At 63.4% G+C, this 19,253-nt stretch carries 18 protein-coding genes; 9 read left to right on the top strand and 9 right to left on the bottom strand.

The genetic code is table 11. The features are described from left to right. Positions 1-315 precede the first annotated feature (315 nt). The 7 genes from AC0YKC_RS22440 (at position 316) to AC0YKC_RS22410 (ending at position 7,373) form a co-directional block, all read left to right on the top strand. Positions 316-1,344 carry a sulfate ABC transporter substrate-binding protein gene (locus AC0YKC_RS22440; protein WP_320297037.1) on the top strand — a complete coding sequence of 343 codons (1,029 nt, stop codon included), beginning with the start codon at positions 316-318 and terminating at the stop codon, positions 1,342-1,344. Positions 1,345-1,409: 65 nt separating this feature from the next. Further along, positions 1,410-2,261, top strand: coding sequence for a sulfate ABC transporter permease subunit CysT (gene cysT, locus AC0YKC_RS22435; RefSeq protein WP_320297038.1), 852 nt, complete (start codon positions 1,410-1,412; stop codon positions 2,259-2,261). Beyond that, on the top strand, positions 2,254-3,138 hold the full coding sequence (gene cysW / locus AC0YKC_RS22430; RefSeq protein WP_488512597.1) for a sulfate ABC transporter permease subunit CysW: 885 nt from the start codon (positions 2,254-2,256) through the stop codon (positions 3,136-3,138). The genes cysT and cysW overlap by 8 nt, the downstream gene beginning before the upstream one ends. 70 nt (positions 3,139-3,208) lie before the next feature. Next, positions 3,209-4,249: a sulfate/molybdate ABC transporter ATP-binding protein gene (locus AC0YKC_RS22425; protein WP_320297040.1), complete on the top strand. Its 1,041-nt coding sequence runs from the start codon at positions 3,209-3,211 to the stop codon at positions 4,247-4,249. A 206-nt stretch (positions 4,250-4,455) separates the two neighbouring features. Beyond that, positions 4,456-5,442, top strand: a complete 987-nt coding sequence (locus AC0YKC_RS22420) for a sulfate ABC transporter substrate-binding protein (protein ID WP_488512596.1) — start codon at positions 4,456-4,458, stop codon at positions 5,440-5,442. Between the two features lie 247 nt (positions 5,443-5,689). Next, positions 5,690-6,139 (top strand): RrF2 family transcriptional regulator, encoded by a 450-nt coding sequence (locus tag AC0YKC_RS22415; RefSeq protein ID WP_027167615.1) that lies wholly within the window; start codon positions 5,690-5,692, stop codon positions 6,137-6,139. Between the two features lie 88 nt (positions 6,140-6,227). Then, positions 6,228-7,373, top strand: coding sequence for a hypothetical protein (locus AC0YKC_RS22410; RefSeq protein ID WP_488512595.1), 1,146 nt, complete (start codon positions 6,228-6,230; stop codon positions 7,371-7,373). 124 nt (positions 7,374-7,497) lie between these two features. Here the strand turns inward: AC0YKC_RS22410 and AC0YKC_RS22405 are convergent, their stop codons facing one another. The 7 genes from AC0YKC_RS22405 to AC0YKC_RS22375 all read right to left on the bottom strand — a co-directional run bounded on the left by AC0YKC_RS22405 (position 7,498) and on the right by AC0YKC_RS22375 (position 15,490). Then, positions 7,498-8,001, bottom strand: a complete 504-nt coding sequence (locus AC0YKC_RS22405; protein ID WP_488512594.1) for a gluconokinase — start codon at positions 7,999-8,001, stop codon at positions 7,498-7,500. Between the two features lie 44 nt (positions 8,002-8,045). Then, on the bottom strand, positions 8,046-9,032 hold the full coding sequence (locus AC0YKC_RS22400) for an ABC transporter permease (protein ID WP_320297044.1): 987 nt from the start codon (positions 9,030-9,032) through the stop codon (positions 8,046-8,048). Beyond that, positions 9,029-10,009 carry an ABC transporter permease gene (locus AC0YKC_RS22395; RefSeq protein WP_488512592.1) on the bottom strand — a complete coding sequence of 327 codons (981 nt, stop codon included), beginning with the start codon at positions 10,007-10,009 and terminating at the stop codon, positions 9,029-9,031. The genes AC0YKC_RS22400 and AC0YKC_RS22395 overlap by 4 nt, the downstream gene beginning before the upstream one ends. After that, a complete protein-coding gene (locus AC0YKC_RS22390; protein WP_488512591.1) occupies positions 10,006-11,550 on the bottom strand; it encodes a sugar ABC transporter ATP-binding protein in 1,545 nt (514 codons plus the stop codon). Before AC0YKC_RS22390 ends, AC0YKC_RS22395 begins: the two co-directional genes overlap by 4 nt. 75 nt (positions 11,551-11,625) lie before the next feature. Continuing rightward, positions 11,626-12,750, bottom strand: a complete 1,125-nt coding sequence (locus tag AC0YKC_RS22385; RefSeq protein ID WP_320297047.1) for a sugar ABC transporter substrate-binding protein — start codon at positions 12,748-12,750, stop codon at positions 11,626-11,628. 316 nt (positions 12,751-13,066) lie between these two features. Beyond that, complete coding sequence (gene gntR / locus AC0YKC_RS22380) at positions 13,067-14,095, bottom strand: HTH-type transcriptional regulator GntR (RefSeq protein ID WP_488512590.1); 1,029 nt, start codon at positions 14,093-14,095, stop codon at positions 13,067-13,069. 162 nt (positions 14,096-14,257) lie between these two features. Next, complete coding sequence (locus tag AC0YKC_RS22375; RefSeq protein ID WP_488512589.1) at positions 14,258-15,490, bottom strand: MFS transporter; 1,233 nt, start codon at positions 15,488-15,490, stop codon at positions 14,258-14,260. A gap of 156 nt (positions 15,491-15,646) precedes the next feature. Between AC0YKC_RS22375 and AC0YKC_RS22370 the strand changes: the two genes are divergently transcribed. Next, a complete protein-coding gene (locus AC0YKC_RS22370; RefSeq protein WP_434723420.1) occupies positions 15,647-15,934 on the top strand; it encodes a DUF3175 domain-containing protein in 288 nt (95 codons plus the stop codon). Positions 15,935-16,344: 410 nt separating this feature from the next. Here the strand turns inward: AC0YKC_RS22370 and AC0YKC_RS22365 are convergent, their stop codons facing one another. Together AC0YKC_RS22365 and AC0YKC_RS22360 are read right to left on the bottom strand one after the other, a co-directional pair. Continuing rightward, complete coding sequence (locus AC0YKC_RS22365; RefSeq protein ID WP_320297051.1) at positions 16,345-17,121, bottom strand: FadR/GntR family transcriptional regulator; 777 nt, start codon at positions 17,119-17,121, stop codon at positions 16,345-16,347. Positions 17,122-17,223: 102 nt separating this feature from the next. Next, entirely contained in the window at positions 17,224-18,120 is an 897-nt protein-coding gene (locus tag AC0YKC_RS22360; RefSeq protein ID WP_488512588.1) for an NAD-dependent epimerase/dehydratase family protein, read from the bottom strand. A gap of 146 nt (positions 18,121-18,266) precedes the next feature. On the opposite strand from AC0YKC_RS22360, the gene AC0YKC_RS22355 reads away from it, so the two are divergent. Then, the gene (locus tag AC0YKC_RS22355; protein WP_488512587.1) at positions 18,267-19,205 is read left to right on the top strand and encodes an NAD(P)-dependent oxidoreductase; all 939 of its coding nucleotides are present in this window, start codon (positions 18,267-18,269) and stop codon (positions 19,203-19,205) included. Positions 19,206-19,253 lie beyond the last annotated feature (48 nt).

Raw genomic sequence — 19,253 nt, 5'->3', positions numbered from 1 at the left:
AAGCACTGGCTCAGAAAGGCCGCAAGTCGCACGGTCGAAACCGTCTGCCAGGCGATCGGACAGATCCTCAACGGTGTCACACCGATCGAGTGCTCAAACTACTTCGCAAACTCTGGATATGACCGGTGGTAATCCCATCCCGCTCTAATTAGGCCGGCTGGCGAGGACTCATCGGCTCGCCAGTTTGAGGAAGATATTTCTTCGATCGGCGGACATCCGGCGAAAAATTGCTTCGAGGAGGTGAAAAAGGCAACATTCAATGCATCTAATTTCTATAAACTCGGTAGAGTTCGCAGCAGTTCAACGGAGGCGGGAATGACCAAACCTCATTTCAGGAAACTGCTCGGCGCGCTGGTCGCCACATCTGTCCAGTTCGGCACGCTCGGTTTCGCATTTGCCGACACCACCATCCTGAACGTGTCCTACGATCCGACACGTGAGCTTTACAAAGCCTATGACGAGGCCTTCGCCGCGCACTGGAAGGCCGAGACCGGCGAGACGGTCACTATCCAGCAGTCGCATGGCGGATCCGGCGCCCAGGCCCGCGCGGTGATCGATGGCCTCGACGCCGATGTCGTGACGCTGGCGCTCGAAGGCGATATCAACGCCATCGTCTCGAAGTCGAAGAAGATCAATCCCGACTGGCGCAAGAAATTCGAAAACAATTCAGCGCCTTACACCTCGACCATCATCTTCCTGGTGCGCAAGGGCAATCCCAAGGGTATCCACGACTGGGGCGATCTGGTGAAGGACGGCGTCCAGGTGATCACGCCGAACCCGAAGACCTCGGGCGGCGCGCGCTGGAACTATCTGGCGGCCTGGGCCTACGCCAATGCGCATGACGGCAATGACGAGGCCAAGACGAAGGAATTCGTCGGCAAGCTCTATGCCAATGCCCCGGTGCTCGACAGCGGCGCCCGCGGCTCGACCGTCACCTTCGCCCAGAAGGGCCTGGGCGACGTGCTCATCGCTTGGGAGAACGACGCCTATCTGGCCCTCGACGAATTCGGCGCCGACAATTTCGACATCGTCTACCCGCCGACCTCGATCCTGGCCGAGCCGCCGGTCGCCATCGTCGACGCCAATGTCGACGCCAAGGGCACGCGCAAGGTGGCCGAAGCCTATCTTTCCTATCTCTATTCGAAGGAGGGCCAGACCATCATCGCCAAGAACCACTATCGCCCGGCCAAGCCCGAACTGGTTCCGGCCGAGGACCTCGCCAAGCTGCCTGAGATCAAGCTGGTCACCATCGACGACCCGCAATTCGGCGGCTGGAAGAAAGCGCAGCCTTACCATTTCGGTGACGGTGGTATATTCGACCAGATCTACAAGCCGGCCCAGTGAGAGGCCGAGCCTCAAAGACTGGCGACTGCAATCTGGTTGAGTAAGAAGGGACGATCCAGAACAGCATGACCACAGCACCCGCTCACGCGGGGTGGCGATTCAGGCAGCCGAGTGTCATTCCGGGTTTCGGACTGACGCTCGGCTTCTCGCTTGCCTACCTCACGCTCATCATCCTCATCCCGCTCTCCGGGCTGATCTGGCGCTCGGCCGCGCTCGGCTGGACCGATTTCTGGGCTTTGGCCACCGACCGGCGCACCCTCACGGCGCTCAAGATCAGCTTCGGCACGGCTTTCATAGCCGCGGCAGTCAATGTCGTTTTCGGGACGCTCGTCGCCTGGGTGCTGGTCCGCTACCGTTTCCCCGGCCGGCGTATCGTCGATGCCATGGTCGATCTGCCCTTCGCGCTGCCCACCGCGGTCGCCGGCATCGCGTTGACCACGCTCTATGCGCCGACCGGCTGGCTCGGCAAATTGCTGATGCCTCTCGGCCTCAAGGTCGCCTACACCCCGCTCGGCATCGTCGTGGCCCTGGTGTTCATCGGCCTGCCCTTCGTCGTGCGCACCGTCCAGCCGATCATGGAAGAGATCGACAAGGAGGTCGAGGAAGCAGCGGCGACGCTTGGCGCCAGCCGCTTCCAGATCATCAGCCGTGTGCTTCTGCCCGGTCTTGCACCAGCCATCATCACCGGCTTCTCGCTCGCCTTCGCGCGTGGCGTTGGAGAATACGGCTCGGTCATCTTCATCGCCGGCAACCTGCCCTACAAATCCGAGATCGCGCCGCTTCTGATCGTCATCCGGCTGGAGGAATACAACTACCCGGCCGCAACCGCGATCGCCGCGATCATGCTGGCGCTGTCCTTTGCGATGCTCTTGGTCATCAACCTCGTGCAGACATGGAGCCGCAAGCGCTATGGCTGATCCCGAGATCAAATCCTACGAGCCGCACCACGAGAGCCGCTCGGCCGCGGTCACGGAAAGCCGCCCCGTCCGCATCACGCTGACGGTTGTCACGCTCGTCTTTCTCGGCATCTTCCTGCTTTTGCCGCTGATCATCGTGTTCAAGGAGGCTTTCGCCAAGGGCGTCGGCGCCTATTTCCAATCGCTCAGCGATGCCGACACGCGCTCCGCCATCCGGCTGACCTTGCTGGTGGCGGCGATCTCGGTTCCGCTCAATCTCGTCTTCGGCCTTTCGGCCGCCTGGGCCATCGCCAAGTTCGAGTTCAAGGGCAAGGCCTTCCTGACCACGCTGATCGACCTGCCCTTCTCGGTCTCGCCGGTCATCTCGGGCCTGGTCTATGTGCTTCTGTTCGGCGCGCAAGGGCTGCTCGGTGCCTGGTTGAAGGCGCATGGCATCCAGATCCTGTTCGCCGTGCCCGGCATCGTTCTGGCAACCATTTTCGTCACCTTCCCCTTCGTCGCGCGCGAGCTCATCCCGTTGATGCAGGAACAGGGCAATGGCGACGAAGAGGCAGCACTTTCGCTCGGTGCCAGCGGCTGGCAGGCTTTCTGGTATGTGACGCTGCCCAACGTCAAATGGGGGCTGCTCTACGGCGTGCTGCTCTGCAACGCACGCGCCATGGGCGAGTTCGGCGCGGTCTCGGTCGTGTCAGGCCACATACGCGGCCTCACCAACACCATGCCATTGCATGTCGAGATCCTCTACAACGAGTACAACGCCGTCGGCGCTTTTGCCGTCGCTTCGCTGCTCGCCGGCCTGGCGTTGGTGACGCTGGTCTTGAAAACGCTTCTCGAGATGCGCTACGGCGCCGAGATCGCCGCGACGCGCGGACACTGAAGAAATAGCTGTCGCCCGAATGCCTGGCGTTTTGGGAATAACGGCAGCATGAACGAACCGAGGGAATTGTATGGAAGTTCGCGTCGTCAACGTGCGCAAGGAGTTTGAGCGGTTTCCGGCGCTCCACGACGTGTCGCTCGACATCAAGTCCGGCGAGCTCATCGCGCTGCTCGGCCCGTCGGGCTCCGGCAAGACGACGCTGCTTCGCCTGATCGCCGGGTTGGAGCGGCCGACCAAGGGCGCGATCTTCTTCGGCGACGAAGACGCTTCGCAGAAGTCGATCCAGGAGCGCAATGTCGGCTTCGTCTTTCAGCATTACGCGCTGTTCCGCCATATGACGGTCGCCGACAATATCGGCTTCGGCCTAAAGGTCCGGCACGGCGCCGCAAGGCCGTCGGGGCAGGAAATCCGCCGCCGCGCGCTGGAGCTGCTCGACCTCGTCCAGCTGTCGGGGCTGGAAAAGCGCTATCCGGCGCAGCTTTCCGGCGGCCAGCGCCAGCGCGTGGCTTTGGCCCGCGCCATGGCGATCGAGCCGAAGGTGCTTCTGCTCGACGAACCGTTCGGCGCGCTCGACGCGCAGGTTCGCCGCGAGTTGCGCCGTTGGCTGCGCGAGATCCATGACCGCACCGGCCACACGACCGTGTTCGTTACGCACGACCAGGAAGAAGCGTTGGAGCTCGCCGACCGCGTCGTGGTCATGAGCCAGGGCCGCATCGAGCAGGTCGGCACCGCCGACGATATCTACGACACGCCGAACTCGCCCTTCGTCTACTCCTTCATCGGCGAGTCCAGCTCGCTGCCGGTCCGGGTCGAGAACGGCGAGGTGTGGATCGCTGACCGGCCGATCGGCCTCCAGGCGCCGCATGCGCCGTCCGGCGAGGCGGTGCTCCACTTCCGCCCGCATGACGTCGATCTGCTCGACGGCTGCAGCGGCTGCATCGCCGGCACTGTTGCCGCCAGCCGCCGCGTCGCCGGCACCAGAAGGGTTGAGCTCGAGATCGGCGGCGAGCGCCAGCGCGTCGAAATCGAGCTGCCTGTCGACCATCCCGCCGCGCAGAAGAGCCGGGTGGCTTTCAGGCCACGACGCTGGAAGCTTTTTCCCACGTCCTGATCTGTCTATCACCCTGACGCCGGCTCCGGCGCCCCAGCCTGGCGCCATCCATGAATCTGCTTGGAAGAAAATCCTAGCAAAGCGCTGTTTCGACGAGATATTTTCCAAACCCTCGCTCGCCTCTCTGGGCGCATGCCTCGTCGGACCGGGCTTTCCCGACTATGGTCGCGGCATAGCTTCGACCCATTTCCAAGGAGTCCCTTTTCATGAAGCGTCTATTGCTCGGCCTCGCGGCTTTTGCCGGCCTCGTCCTCGCGTCCTCCCAAGCCTGGTCGGCCGACAAGCTTTTGAATGCCTCCTATGACGTCGGCCGCGAGCTGTTCGTCGACATCAACAAGGCCTTCATCGCCAAGCGCCCCGGCGTCACCATCGATCAGTCGCATGCCGGCACCTCGGCGCAGGCGCGCGCCATCGCCGAAGGTCTTGGCGCCGATGTCGTCACTTTCAACCAGGTCACCGACGTCGATTTCCTGGTCAAGAAGGGCTTGGTCTCGGCCGACTGGCAGAAGGATTTCCCGGACAACGCCTCGCCCTTTTATTCGCTGCCTTCGTTCCTTGTCCGCGCGGGCAATCCCAAGCACATCAAGGACTGGAACGATCTGGTACGGGACGACGTGCAGGTGATTTTCCCAAACCCGAAGACATCCGGCAATGCGCGCTACACCTATCTCGCCGCCACCGCCTACGCCAAGGAAGCCTTCAAGGGCGACGATGCCAAGGTGAAGGAGTTCATCACCAAGCTCTTCAACAACGTGCCGATCTTCGACACTGGCGGCCGTGCCGCCACCACCACTTTCGTCCAGCGTGAGATCGGTGACGTGTTGATCACCTTCGAGTCGGAGACGCGCGGCATCCGCAAGGAGTATGGCGACGACAAGTTCGAGCAGGTCACGCCTTCGGTCAGCCTGCTGGCCGAGTTCCCCGTAGCGGTCGTCGACAAGGTCGCCGACGAGCATGGCAGCCGCGATCTCGCCAAGTCCTATCTCGACTTCCTCTACACGGCCGACGGCCAGGAGATTGCGGCCCGGAACGGCTTGCGGGTACGCGACGCGACGGTCGCCGCCAAGCACAAGGCCGACTTTCCGGACGTCAGGCTGCTGACGGTAGAGGACGTGTTCGGCGGCTGGGACAAGGTGCAGAAGGAGCATTTCGCCGCGGGCGGGCTGCTCGATCAGGCCTATGGCAGCCGCTGAAAAAGCTGCACAATCAGGAAGAGCAGGGAAGCCGGCTTTGCCGCTTTCTTGTTGTAAGCGGGTCGCATGAGTTCGCAGGGGAAATCCCGACCCAACGTGAAAAACGTTACGAAGAATCAACGCGTTTGTGCCTAAGCTGCCTGGCAAATTATTGGGCCAGGCGGCGTTAGACGGTCAAACTGTCATGATTTGCACACAAACAACCGCCAGATGCAGGCCCATTGGGGTTTGATGAACTGAATCGGGCATGCTGACCAAAAAAGGCAAATACGGCCTCAAGGCCCTCGTGCATCTTTCCAGCCTGCCAGCTGGCCAGCTTGCATTCGTCAACGACATCGCCGTCGCCAACAACATCCCGAAGAAATTCCTGGATGCGATCCTGGGCGAGTTGCGCAATGCCGGTTTCGTCCAGAGCCGCAAGGGCAAGGAAGGCGGCTATCGCCTCGCCCGGCCTGCTTCCGAGATCAAGATCGGCCATGTCGTGCGCGTGCTCGACGGCCCGCTGGCGCCGATCCCATGCGCCAGCCGCACGCAATACCAGCGCTGCGAGGATTGCGACGAGGCCACGTGCCAGGTTCGCCACATGATGCTGGAAGTGCGCCAGGCGATCGCCGAGGTGCTCGACAACCGAAGCCTCGCCGCTATGCGCGACGCCGACAACGACGATTTTCCGGCGGAACTCACCTCGCAGATTTGAAGCGACCCGGTCCTGACAGCAGCTCAATCGGTTGCTTGCCCGCTCTCTACGCAGTAAAGCGGCTGAGGATGAAACGGGGCTCTGACGCATGAGGCTGCCTTGGCTCGGCAATTCCCGCAAAGCCAACCGGCAGCCATCGTCGAGCGACATCTATCACACCGAGATCATTGCCGATGTTCCGGTGCCGGAGCGCAATGAGTCTGTTCGTTTCTTCAGCCGCAAGATTGTCCGCCCCGGAAAGCTGCGTCGCTTCTCCAATCAGGACCTGCGCGAAAGCCTGTTGTCCTGTTTCTATCTCGGCGTGGCCGCGACGCTGCCGGTCTCCTGGTGGGGCCCCATCTGCGGCTGGGCGTCCGGGTTCAGGCGCAAGCGCCACTTTCGCAAGGATTTTGCCCGTTACGACGTCGCGGTGAAGGCCGTGCTCGGCGATGCCGTCGACACGAAAAGCATGTTCGAAGCACAGCTTGCCGCTCTTCATACCCGACGGCTGGTGCTTGCGGCGCATCTCGTCGCCGGCTGGCGTTGGTCGCCGGCGATCAGGCTGGAAGGCCTCGAGGCCCTGCAAGGGGCCTTGCGCAACGGTCGCGGCGCCATCATATGGTGCGACCAGTTCGCGGCGCAGACGATCATCGGCAAGCGCGCCCTGCATGAAGCCGGTGTCGATGCCCATCAGGTAAGCGCGCAGTACCACGGCTTCTCCCCCAGCACTTTCGGCCTGCGCGTGATCAACCCGCCGCTGGTCAAGGTCGAGAACCGCTTCCTGAAAAGCCGGATCGTCTTTGAGCGCACCGACGCCTATCAGGTCACCACGCGCATCCAGAAGACCCTGAAGGCAAACGGCGTGGTGCTGATGACCAACACCGTCTATGCCGGCTCCGCCTTCACCGAGGCCGCCATGGGCGAACGCGGCTGGACCCACCTTGCCTCGGCGCCGGCAAACTTCGCCGCGCGCGCGGGTGCGGCGCTATTTCATATGGCGACCATCGAGACAGTGCCCTTTCGCCAGTATCGGGCGATCGTCAACGTGCTGAGCGCGGGTCCACAGATGACGGCGGCGCCGGCAAGGGACACCACCGCGAAGAACCTCGCAGTCCAGGCGCGATACATCCTGTCGAAGCGCGACCATATGCTGGAAACGCTCAAACTCTGTCCGGAGCAGATGATGGCCTGGTCGAGCGCCACGCGGCTGACCGAGCGGCCAACCGAGGCCGCGATCGGCAATGACGGCGCCTGAAGCGCCCGGGGCTGCTGCCCTAAAGCGCGGCGCGCTGAAACGGATTTTCAGGCGACGCGCTTTAGGTCCTTTGTTTGATGCATGTCGTTGCCGCAAAACCGAGGTCACTTTTGCGCGACATGCATTAACTCACGATCCCTTTCAGAATCTGGGCAACACTTCGCGTTCCGTCGACCGTCACGGCCCGTTCGTCGGCCGCCGGCTCTTCCAGCGTGGCGAACTGGCTGTCAACCAGGCTTGCGGGCATGAAATGGCCCTTGCGATTGGCGACGCGCCGCCAGGCGGTCTCGCGATCGATCTTCAGATAGAGGAAGACTGTGTCCGGGCAGAAGCGGCTCAGCCGGTCGCGATAGGCGCGCTTCAGCGCCGAGCACGCCGCCACCGCTTTCCGTTTGCCGGCAACCGAGGTCGCGATACGCTCGCCTATGGCGTCGAGCCAGCCCTCGCGCAGCGCGTCCGTCAGCGGCTCGCCGCGCGCCATGCGCGCCACGTTCTCCGGCGGATGCAGCCGGTCTCCTTCGATGAAGTCGGCGCCGAGAGCCTTGGCGAGCGCCTCGCCGACGGCCGTCTTGCCGCAACCCGCAACACCCATCACGACAATGGCCGGCGCCGTCCGAAGATCGTTCATGCGAAGCTCCGGGGTCCGCGGTCTTGCGCTGGCCTCATCCACGGTCAGCGGCTAGCCGGCGCGCGCCCGTAGAGCAGCAGCATGGCGACGATGACGACGCCATAGATGATCTGCCGCCCCGCTTCCGGCATCTGCATGACCGAGAGGATCGATTGCAGGAGCGTGATCAGGATCACGCCGGCCACGGTGCCCAGATAGGAGCCGCGCCCGCCCAGGATCGACGTGCCGCCAAGCACGACGGCGGCGATCGACGGCAGCAGATAGGCATCGCCCATGGATTGCGCCGCCTTGGACGCGTAGCCGGCCAGAAGCACGCCGCCAAAGGCCGACAGGCCGCCGGAGACGGCGAAAGCGATCATCACGATGCGGCGCGTGTCGATGCCGGAAAGGTAGGCGGCGCGCTCGCGGTTGCCGATGCCGTAGACGGCGCGGCCGAAGCTGGTGCGGGTCAGCACGAAGACCATCGCGGCGCCGATCAGCGCCCAGATGATGACGGCATTGGGAACGCCCGGAATGGTGAAGCCGGTCGCCAGATAGCGCATAGCCGCAGTCGCCGAATCCTGTGGCGAGAAGCCGCCCGTGTAGACCACCATCAGCCCTTGCGCGACCGCGTTGGTAGCCAGAGTTATGATCATCGAGGGGATGCGCAGATAGGCGACACCGATGCCGTTGACGATGCCGATCGCCACGCCGCACAGGACGCCGAAGGGGATGGCGAGAGCAATGCCGACCGACCCGTAGGCGGCCGCCGCGCAGGCCATCATGGCGCCTGCCGCCACAGCCCATGGCACGGAGAGGTCGATCTGGCCGAGCAGGATGACCAGCATCATCCCGGTGGCGATGACGCCGAGGAAGGATGCGACCTTCAACTGCTGCAGCAGATATTCAGGCGATAGGAAGCTGCGCGAATAGAGGCTGCCGAGGAAAAGCAGCAGCACGATGCAGGCAAAGGCGGTGACGACAGCCGGATCGGCTCGTCGCAGAAACTTGGGCATGCGGCCGGCAATGCCGCCAAGCGTCGTCTCGCTCACAGGAACCACTCCAGCCGGTTGCGCACCCGAAACAGCGCGAAGGCGCCGAGGCTGACCGCGATCAACAGGATAACGCCCTGGAACAGCGGCTGCCAGAGCGGATCGAAATCGAAGACGAACAAGAGGTCGCCGATGGTGCGGAAGGCGAGCGCGCCGAAGATCGCGCCGATGGCGCTACCCTTGCCGCCGAACAGCGAGACGCCGCCAAGCACGACGGCGGCGATCGAAAACAACGTATAGGCGTTGCCGCTGGCATAGGCCGCCTCCCCCGTATAGGTGAAGAAGGTCAGGAACAGGCCGCCGATCGACGCCAGCAGGCCGGCAAGCGTGTAGGCAAGAAACTTGCCCCTGCGGATCGGCACGCCGGACATGTAAGCCGCGGTCTCCGACGAGCCCGCCGCATAAGCGGCGCGCCCGAGTTCGGAGCGGCTGAAGGGCACCCAGACGACAAGCACGACGACGAGCAGCGCCACGAGGCTTGCCGGCACCACGCCGAAGAAACGCCCGGTCAGGAAATCTGCAAGGTCCTCGTTGACCGAGCCGCCGGGAACCGGACGCAAAAGCAGCGCCAGACCGAAAAAGACGGCGCCCGTGGCGATGGTGGCGACGATCGGCTGCAATCGGCCGTAGATGACGATGGCGCCGTTGACCGCCCCGCAGGCGAGCCCGGTGCCGAGCACCGCCAACGCGCCGAAGGCGGTTTCGAGACCGGTGCCGACCACCAGCCAGGAAGCCATGCAGTTGGTCAGCGTGAAGATCATGCCGACCGACAGGTCGATGCCGGCGGTGATCACCACCAATGTCTGCGCCATGGCGACGAAAGCGAGCAACACGCCCTTGTTGGCGGCCGTCTGCACGACATTGGCCGTGAAGCCGGCTGGATGGTTCGCGCTGTAGATGGCGAACATGACGATGAAGATGCCGAAGGCTAAAAGCGTCCCGCGCTGCTCGGCCATTAAGTAGCGCCAGTCCTTCACGCCTTCCCTCCCAGCCCGATGCGGGTATCATCGTCATGGATGTTGAGCGCGCTGGCGATCAGCGAGTGCTCGGTGATCGCGTCGCCGACCAGCTCGCGCTTGACCGCGCCGTCATAGAGCACCAGCACGCGGTCGCAGCAGCCGATCAGTTCGTCATAGTCGGTCGAATAGAACAGGATCGCGGCGCCGGCATCCGCCAGCTTGCGCATCAATTGGTAGAGCTCCTGCTTGGTGCCGACATCGATGCCGCGCGTCGGATCGTTGAGCAGGATGATGCGCGGCTGCCGCATCAGCCATTTGGCGATGACCACCTTCTGCTGATTGCCGCCGGACAGCGCGCCGACAGGAATGTCGAGGCCCGCCGTCTTGATGGCGAGCAGCCCGACCATGTCGTCGATCAGCCGCTGCTCGGCGGCGCGGTCGATGATGCCTGCTTTCGACAACCTGTCGAGCGCTGCGAAGGACAGGTTCTCGCGCACCGTCATCGGCAGCATCAGCCCTTCGGTCTTGCGATCCTCGGGGATCAGCGCCATGCCGATGCGGTCATGGCTGGCCGCGGTCGGGCTGGCGATCGAAACAGGTTTACCGTCGATCAGGATCTCGCCTGAAAGGCCACGCAGCACGCCGAAAAAGGCGAGCAGCAATTCCCGCTGCCCCTGCCCGTCGAGACCACCGAGGCCCACGACTTCCGCTGCCCTGACACTCAGCGAGATGTTGTCGAGCCGGTCTGCCCAGGAGAGGTTGCGCGCTTCGAGTACAGGCGTCGCGGTCGGAGCGACAGCGGGTTTCGGCGGAAAGATATGGCTGTACTCGCGGCCGATCATCAGCTCGACCACCTCATTGTCGCTCTTCGAGCCAGCGGCGTAGCTGGCGACGTTGCGGCCGTTGCGGAACACCGTGCAATGGTCGGCGAGTTCCGCGATCTCGTTCATGCGGTGCGAGATGTAGAGCAGCGCCAGCCCTTCCGAGCGTAGCCGCTTCAACACCTCGAAGACCTTGGCGACATCCGCCGCGGTCAGCGCCGAGGTCGCTTCGTCGAGGATCAGGATGCGCGGCTTGCGGGCCAGCGCCTTGGCGATCTCCACCATCTGCCGGCGCGACAGCGGCAGGTCCTTGACCAGGGCGCGCGGATGGATGTCGGAAGCGCCGGCACGCGCCAGCGCCTGTTCGGCGATGCGCCTCTGCGCCTTGCGGTCGATCATGCCGAAGCGTTTCGGTGGGTCGGAAATGACGATGTTGTCGGCGACGCTCAATTCGGGAATGAGCGACAGTTCCTGGAAGATGCAAACGATGCCGGCCTGATTGGCCGCGGCCGGCGAAGCGAAACTCACCGCGCGCCCATCGAGCGTCATCGTGCCTTCGTCGGGCGCCACGACGCCTGCCATGACCTTGATCAGCGTCGACTTGCCGGCGCCGTTCTCACCGAGAATGGCGTGGATGTCGCCGGCGGTCACCGTCAGGTCGGCCTTTTCCAAGGCCCGCACGCCGCCATAGCGCTTGGATATGCCCTCCATGCGGAAGAGCGGAGCCGCGCCGTCCATCAGCCCTCCCCGGCCGGTTTCGATTTGGCGATAGGAGACGGTGCCGCGGGCTCGCCGCGACACCGTCCAGTCAGACTATTTGTTTTCCTTGGTCTGGCCCATGATTTCCTGCGCGGTGAAATTGATGCCGCAGGTCGGGAAGGAGTTGCCGACGAAGAAGTTGTCGGACTGGTCGGGGAAATAATCCTGGCCAGCCTTGAAGTTCGGATCCTCGACGATTGCCAAAGGCAGCTTGACCGACTGCGGCACGACATTGCCTTCGAGCGCGGAGATCGCTGTCTTGATGGCGACCGCCACCTGGGCCGGACCGGTGCCGGCGGACGAGCATTTCAGCCCGTCGCCCGCATGCGCGGCACAGAATTTGCGGAAGCCATTCTCGGTCTCGCCGCCGAATGGCACGAATGGATGCTTGGCGTCGATCATCGCCTGCACGATGCCGGTATCGCCGCCTTGCCCGGTTATGCCGTCGAAAGGCCCGCTGGTAGCGATCGCATCGGCCGTGGCCTTTTGCGCCACGCCGTCATCCCACTTGCCGACGACCTCGGTGACGTTCCACTTCTTGCCCGATCCATCGAGCACCTCGTGGATGCCGTTGTGGCGGTCGGTGTCGACGGAGGTGCCGGCAACGCCGCGGACCTCGAGCACCTTGCCGCCGTTCGGCACGTGCGCGACCAGCCATTTGCCCCAGAGCTCGCCGAGGCCCTTCTGGTCGACATTGACGTTGATGGCGTCCTTGGTGTCGAGGATGTTGTCGAAGGCGACGAGGACGACGCCGGCTTCCTTGGCGCGCTTGATGACCGGCCCGAAGGCGGTTGGATTCTGGGCGTTGACGACGATTGCGTCGAAGCCGGAATCGATGAAGTTGTTGATCGCCGAGATCTGCGCCGGCACATCCTCACCGGTCGACACGACCTTGAATTCCTTGAGCTTCTTGGCGACATCGGGTTGCGCCGCATAGGCCTTGGCCGTCTGGATCATCTGGATGCGCCAGGTGTTGGCGATGTAGCCGTTGGCAAGCGCGATACGGTAAGGACCGTCTTTCTTCGGAAACTTGAAAAACTGCGTGTCGGCCGCCCAGGGCGCGAAGCAATCCGGCTCGGCCGCGGGTCCCTTGACCACTTCAGGTCCGGCGATCGCCGACGAACCCAGCATGACGAATGCAGTGGCGGCAATGACGCCGCCAACGAGTGACTTGATCATCGATATTCCTCCCAGTTGCAGTTCTGCTTGTAATGAATCCTGGCGCTACAGGCTGGCATCCTCCGCGCGGCCAAACGCCCTCACGGGACGAGCGCGTCGCCCTGATCCTCCTCTCCCCCTCAACACTCCCGGCAATTTAGAGAACTATCATATTATACATAAAAAACAAGCATTGGCTGTTGCTTATGTATAATAAACAAAGCAGATCCCCGCCGGATGTTGATTTTACAGACAAATGGTAGCGCTACCATACGAGGCTGTAAAGCGCCGCCTTCGTCATTTTTCCGTGTTATTCAGAGCCCGATTTTCCGTGTTGTCAGCGCTGGGTGCTCTCGCGCCGCATCAGCTCGAAACCGAGGTCGACGATCCGCCGGTCCGGCCGGTTTCCGGCTATCGCCGCCAGCGCCATGGCGACGGCGCGGGTGCCGATTTCATAGCGGTGCGTGCGCACGCTGGTGATCGAGGGAAACGACACCTGCATCATGTCGAGATCGTTGAAGCCGACAATTCCGATCTGCTTCGGCACGTCGAGCGACGCGCGATGGCATTCGAACAGAACGCCGAGCGCGATATCGTCATTGTTGCAGAATACGCCATCCAGCGTCGGCATCTTGGCCAGCGCGTCGCGGAACAACTCGCGCCCCAGCGACACGCTTGACGGCACGGGCGTCGTGGTGATCAGCCGCGCATCGAACTCCCCGGCGGCCTCCATGGCGGCGCAATAGCCGGCAAGCCGCCGTTGCGAACGCGGATCCATCCGCGCGCCGATAAAGCCGATCTTGCGATATCCGGCTTGCAGAAGGTGCTCGGCGGCCGTCTTGCCGCCGTCGAAATGCGAGAAGCCAACCATCATGTCGATCGGGTCCGGCCCGGTTTCCATCACCTGCACCACCGGACAGCCGGCATTCTCCAGCAGGCGTCTCGCGCCAAGCGTCTGGTCGATGCCGGCCACGATCAGCGCCGCCGGGCGTTGCAATCCGAAAACCTGCAACAGCCGCTCTTCCTCGAGGCCCGAATAATGGGTGTTGCCGATCTGGATGCGGAACGGGCTGTCGGTAAGGCTGTCATAGATGCCGCGCACCACTTCGGCGAAGACGTTGTTTGTCAGCGAAGGCACCAGCACGCCGAACACCTCCGCCCGCGCCGAGGCAAGCGCGCGGGCATTCGGGTCGGGCACGTAGCCGAGTTCGTCGATCGCGGCCTGTATCTGCCGTCGCAGATCCTCCGACACCCGCCCGGGCTCACGCAGCGCGCGCGACACCGTGATCGCGCCGACACCGGCCTTGCGCGCCACATCGGCAATGGTCGGACGGCCGCCGCCACGACGGGAACGCGGCTTGGTCAACGCCTTGTCCCCCCGTCTGCCACGCGCGGCCGCACCATCAGGATCGGCGTCCGTGTCATCGCGCCACCAAGTCAGCCCACCAAGTCAGCATTGCCGATTGGGGTCGCGCATGCGCCGACCATTGTCAAGCAACCCGACTTCGGCGCCAGGCCTATCGATACGTCAGGCGATCGCGGCAGCGCGTCGGTTGGCTTTCCACATCAAAAGCACGATGGCTCCGAGGTTGACGAGGTTCCAACCGATCCCGTTCAGGAAGGCGGCGGCGTAGGAACCGGTGAGGTCGTAGATCCAGCCCGACATCCAGCCGCCCACCGCCATGCCGAAGATCGTCGCCATAAGCACGATGCCGACGCGCTGGCCGGCCTCTTTTGCCGGCATATAGTCGCGCACGATGATGGCATAGCAAGGCACGATCCCGCCTTGCGACAGGCCGAAGACCAGCGAGACGACATAGAGCGAGGCAAGCCCGTCGAAGGGGATGTAGAACAGCAGCGACAGGCACTGCAGCGCCGAGCCGATCAGCAGCGTCTTCACCGCGCCGATGCGGTCGGCGAGGAAGCCGGAGCCGATGCGGCTGACGACGCCGGCCGCCAGCATGATCGACAGCATGTCGGCGCCATGCGCGACGCCGTAGCCGAGGTCCATGCAATAGGCGACGATATGCACCTGAGGCATCGACATCGCCATGCAGCAGCCAAAGCCGGCAATCACCAGCAGGACCTGCAATTGCGCAGGCGACAGCGAGATCGGCTGCACCGGCCGGCCGCGCGGCGCGCCGGAAGTCCCTTCATGTGGCGCGCGTCGGCGCAACAGCAAGACCAGCGGCACCATGGTGACGAGGCAGACGACGCCGATCGCCGCATAGGTGAAGCGCCAGCCATGGCCTTGCATCACGTAAGGCATGATCGTCGGCCAGACCGCCCCGGCAATGTAATTACCTGACGCCGCCACCGTCACCGCGACGCCACGGCGGCGGCTGAACCAGTGCGAGACGTCGGCGATCAGCGGCCCGAAGATCGCCGAACAGCCGACGCCGATCAGCAGGCCTTGAGCAAGCGTGACGCCCAGGATGGAATTGGCGAGCGACGCCAACAGAAAACCCGCGCCAAGCGCGAGCGAAGCGGCAAGTGCCGGTATCCAGTACCCAAAGCGGTCGATGGCGCGCCCGATCAGCGCGTTGCCGGCGGCAAACCCCACCATGGTCGCGGTATAGGGCATCGAGGCGGCGGCGCGGTCGACGCCGAATTCGGCCTGCACCGCGGGCAGGACCACGACCACCGCCCAGGTGCCGACGCCGCCGATCGTGGCCAGCAGCAGGGAGACGGCTAGCCGCGTCCATGCATAGACACTGTCGACGCCGGCGCTGTTTGCCGCGTTTGCTGGAACTGTCGTCACGGCGTCTCCTGTGCGCGATTTCTTCGAGATCGCGCGTTTGAACCGCACTATCGGCGCATTTCCCGGACCGAGCAGCGCCACGACCGGCAAATCGGTGGCTCCAGAACCGGGAACCCGCCTCGCCTCACGGAGTTTGCCTGATGGAAGGAGTTCGCCATGACCGCTACGAAAAAATGGTCAGCTGACGTGACCGAACACAGCAACGCGATGGACCTCGAAGACCACGTCTTCGAATCCGACGACGCCAGGAAGATCGCCGCATCACTGAAACGTTCGGCCGAGCACAGCGACCGCCGCAAGGCCGAGCCGTTCCAGTCCGCCATGTCGATGTTGAATTTCTACATCAACCGGGCCGGCAAGAACCTGCCCGAAGAGCGCAAGAAGGTGCTGGAAAAAGCGAAGGACGAACTCCGCGCCGCCTTCGGCCGCGAGAAGCAGGGATGAGGGTTGCTGGGAGCGGCTAGCACCAGTTCCTCAACACAGGGATTGCAGACTTGTCGGGCAAGGCTATCAACGTCCGTTGGGGTAGTCAGCGCAAACGCTGGCGATGAGCTGAAGACCCCCAAATCTCGTCATTCTAGGGCGGAGCTACGCGAAGCGAAGCGTAGACCCTAGAATCCATGCCGTTACCTCGACCGAAGTGTACAACGGTGCAGAATTCTGGACCGCCGCGGCGCTTCCAAGTCAAGGCATGGATCCTCGGGTCTGCGCGCGTCGCTTCGCTCCTTGCTCCGCCCGTGGATGACGACCGCGATAGGCGCGTCTCGGCCAACCGCCAAGGCATGGGATCTGCCAACGCACGCATGGGCAGCGGTCAAAGTTTCTGTGCTGGAGAACTGGCCCAGTACAAGACCTTAACGAGACTGAATGACTTCGTCGGTATTCGCCAGCAGCTTGCGGACCGCGTTGCGCGCCGCATCGGGCCGCTTCAGGCGGATGTTCCGCTCGATCGCCTCGTGCAGCTTCTGGGCGTGCTGCAGATCGTCCAGTTCGCGCGTCGTGTAGGTGAAGAGATGGTCGAAGGCGGATTCGATCAGGACGCCGAGCGGCACCAAGAGGTCGTTGCCCGAAGCCCTGAGGATGGCGAGGTGAAAACGCGTGTCGGCCCGGGTCCGCTCCTGCAGGTTGGTCGCCTCCCCCATCTCGCGGCAGGCCTGGCTGATCTCGGCCATCTGCTCCTCGGTGCGCCGCAGCGCCGCGAAGGCCGTTGCCTCCGGCTCGATGATATGGCGGAACTCCTGCACAGTCTTGAGGAAAACCTCGCGGTCTGGAGACGTCGCGTACCAGGACAGCACGTCACGGTCGAGCAGGTTCCAGCGTTCCTTCGGCTCGACCCAGCTGCCAATCTTCGGCCGGGAGGCCAGCAGGCTCTTCGCCATCAGCATCTTGATCGCCTCGCGCACCGCCGAGCGGCTGACATCGAAGGTCTCCGACCATTTCGCTTCATTGGGCAGGATAGTGCCCGGCGGATAGTCGCCGCGCACGATCCGAAGACCAATTTCGCTGGCCAAGGACGTATGCACGCTGGCGCCCGGCATGCGCGGCGCATTGGCCCGTCGAACGCCGGCCGGACGCTCCGCGGCTACGGCCTTCGTCGGCTTCTTTTCGTTGTTCGGCTTCGCGTCCCGCATATAGCCCAGAAAATCCCGTTTTCAGAAGCTGTCAAGCACGGCAGGCCCGCTTTGCGGTAACCCGCGAAGATGTGCACAGATCAACAGGCATTTGCCGCCGCCTCACGCCGTTTTGACGTATTTGCGCCAGCTGTGCTCGGGCCGGAAGCCAAGCACATCCCGCGCCTTGCGGTTCGAAAGCAGCGTCTCATATTCGCCAAGCTCCACCTTGACCGGCACGCCTGGATAAAAGCGCTTCAACAGCTCCGCTGTCGGCAGGTCCGAAGAGGTGTCGTCATTGGCCGCGTTGAACACCTGGTAGCCCAGCCCATCCTTCTCGATGGCGCGCAAGGTGATCTGGCCGAGATCGCGCGCATCGATGTAGCTCCAGGCGATGCGCTTGCGGAAGCCGGGATCGGCGAACCATTTCGGGAACAGTGAATATTCATGCGGCTCGATGACGTTGCCGATGCGCAGCGCATAGATGTCGAAGCCGCTGCGCAGCGCGAAGGCCCGCGCCGTCTTCTCGTTGACGATCTTCGACAGCGCGTAAGAATCCATCGGGTCGACGTCATAGTCCTCGTCGAGCGGGAAATGCGTCGGATTGCGCGGCTCGTTGGCGAAGACCAGGCCGTAGGTCGTCTCCGAGGAGGCGATGATGACCTTGCGGATGCCGAGCTTCACCGCCGCCTCGATGACATTGTAGGTGCCCATCGCGTTGATGCGGAACACCTCGTTGTCGGGCGTGATCATGATGCGCGGGATGGCGGCAAAATGCACCACTGCGTCCACCGGCTGCGCCCGCAGCGATGGGTCGAACTCATGCAGCCCCGCATAGCTCGACAGCGCGTTGAAGACCTGGCCGCTGTCGGTGATGTCGGTGATCAGCGTGCGCACCTTCGGATTGTCGAGCGGCTTGGTGTCGATGTTGAGCACCTGGCAGCCGTGTTCGACCAGATACTCGACGACATGCCGGCCAGCCTTGCCGCTGCCGCCGGTGAACATGATCCGCTTCGTCATTTTGCTCTCCACAATGCTCGGAAATTATGTGTATTGTCAGACAATATGGTATTCCGCAATCGCCCGCCACCGCGATCCGCGGAAACCTTCTCGGCAATCGCCCGGGCGCGGGCGACCGTCACCACGAAAGACAGGGAAGAGACGACATGAGCACCACCGCTGCCCGCGAGAACATCGGTTTCATCGGCCTTGGCCTGATGGGGCACGGCATCGCCAAGAACATCGTCGACCAGGGCTATCCGCTGACCTTTCTCGGCCGCAAGAACCGCAAGCCGGCGGAAGACCTTTTGGGGCGCGGCGCCAGGGAGGTGGCCACGTCCAAGGAAGTGGCGGCTGCCTCCGACATCGTCTTCATCTGCGTCACCGGCTCGCGCGAGGTGGAGGTGATCATCCGCGGTCCCGGCGGACTGAAAGAGGGCCTGAAACAAGGCTCGGTCGTCGTCGATTGCTCGACCTCCGATCCGGTCTCGACCGTGGCGCTCGCCGCCGAGCTCAAGGCGCTCGGTGTCGACTATGTCGATGCGCCGCTCAGCCGCACGCCGAAGGAGGCCTGGGAAGGCACGCTCGACGCCATGGTCGGCGCGCCGGACGCGGTGTTCGCCAGGCTGAAGCCGGTGATCGAGACCTGGGCCGGCCGCATCGTCCATATCGGCGACACCGGCGACGGCCACCGCATGAAGCTGCTCAACAACTTCATCTCGCTGGGCTATGCCGCCATCTATTCCGAGGCGCTGGCTCTGGCCGAGAAAGTCGGCATCTCGCCGCCGCGCTTCGACAGCGTCATCCGCAACGGCCGCATGGATTGCGGCTTCTACCAGACCTTCATGCGCTGGACGCTGGAGGGCGACCGCGACGCCCACAAGTTCAGCATCGCCAATGCCTTCAAGGACCTGACCTATCTGGAATCGATGGCGGGCGCGGCCGGTATCGCCAACCCGCTCGGCAACGCCACCAAGAATTCCTTTGCGACCGCCTTCGCCACCGGCCCCGCCGAGCAGTATGTGCCGATGCTCGCAACCCATATCGGCAAGCTCAACGGCGTCGACCTGATGCCTTCGAAGGACGGCGTGAAGCAGAAGATCTGACGAGCAATTCCAGGAAAAGCGCGTAGCGGTTGGGCTCGGCGCCTTCGC

It is taken from the genome of Mesorhizobium sp. CNPSo 4661 (assembly GCF_057784215.1).
The sequence above is the reverse complement of the archived record's forward strand: the minus strand, read 5'-3'. Positions and strand labels throughout refer to the sequence as shown.

Excerpts from the sequence above, each read along its gene's own strand:
- AC0YKC_RS22360 (WP_488512588.1), bottom strand. The coding sequence starts at position 18,120 with ATGACGAAGCGGATCATGTTCACCGGCGGCAGCGGCAAGGCTGGCCGG.
- AC0YKC_RS22440 (WP_320297037.1), top strand. The coding sequence starts at position 316 with ATGACCAAACCTCATTTCAGGAAACTGCTCGGCGCGCTGGTCGCCACA.
- cysW (WP_488512597.1), top strand. The coding sequence starts at position 2,254 with ATGGCTGATCCCGAGATCAAATCCTACGAGCCGCACCACGAGAGCCGC.
- AC0YKC_RS22420 (WP_488512596.1), top strand. The coding sequence starts at position 4,456 with ATGAAGCGTCTATTGCTCGGCCTCGCGGCTTTTGCCGGCCTCGTCCTC.
- AC0YKC_RS22385 (WP_320297047.1), bottom strand. The coding sequence starts at position 12,750 with ATGATCAAGTCACTCGTTGGCGGCGTCATTGCCGCCACTGCATTCGTC.
- AC0YKC_RS22355 (WP_488512587.1), top strand. The coding sequence starts at position 18,267 with ATGAGCACCACCGCTGCCCGCGAGAACATCGGTTTCATCGGCCTTGGC.
- AC0YKC_RS22365 (WP_320297051.1), bottom strand. The coding sequence starts at position 17,121 with ATGCGGGACGCGAAGCCGAACAACGAAAAGAAGCCGACGAAGGCCGTA.
- AC0YKC_RS22370 (WP_434723420.1), top strand. The coding sequence starts at position 15,647 with ATGACCGCTACGAAAAAATGGTCAGCTGACGTGACCGAACACAGCAAC.
- AC0YKC_RS22425 (WP_320297040.1), top strand. The coding sequence starts at position 3,209 with ATGGAAGTTCGCGTCGTCAACGTGCGCAAGGAGTTTGAGCGGTTTCCG.
- AC0YKC_RS22390 (WP_488512591.1), bottom strand. The coding sequence starts at position 11,550 with ATGGACGGCGCGGCTCCGCTCTTCCGCATGGAGGGCATATCCAAGCGC.
- AC0YKC_RS22410 (WP_488512595.1), top strand. The coding sequence starts at position 6,228 with ATGAGGCTGCCTTGGCTCGGCAATTCCCGCAAAGCCAACCGGCAGCCA.
- AC0YKC_RS22415 (WP_027167615.1), top strand. The coding sequence starts at position 5,690 with ATGCTGACCAAAAAAGGCAAATACGGCCTCAAGGCCCTCGTGCATCTT.
- cysT (WP_320297038.1), top strand. The coding sequence starts at position 1,410 with ATGACCACAGCACCCGCTCACGCGGGGTGGCGATTCAGGCAGCCGAGT.
- AC0YKC_RS22405 (WP_488512594.1), bottom strand. The coding sequence starts at position 8,001 with ATGAACGATCTTCGGACGGCGCCGGCCATTGTCGTGATGGGTGTTGCG.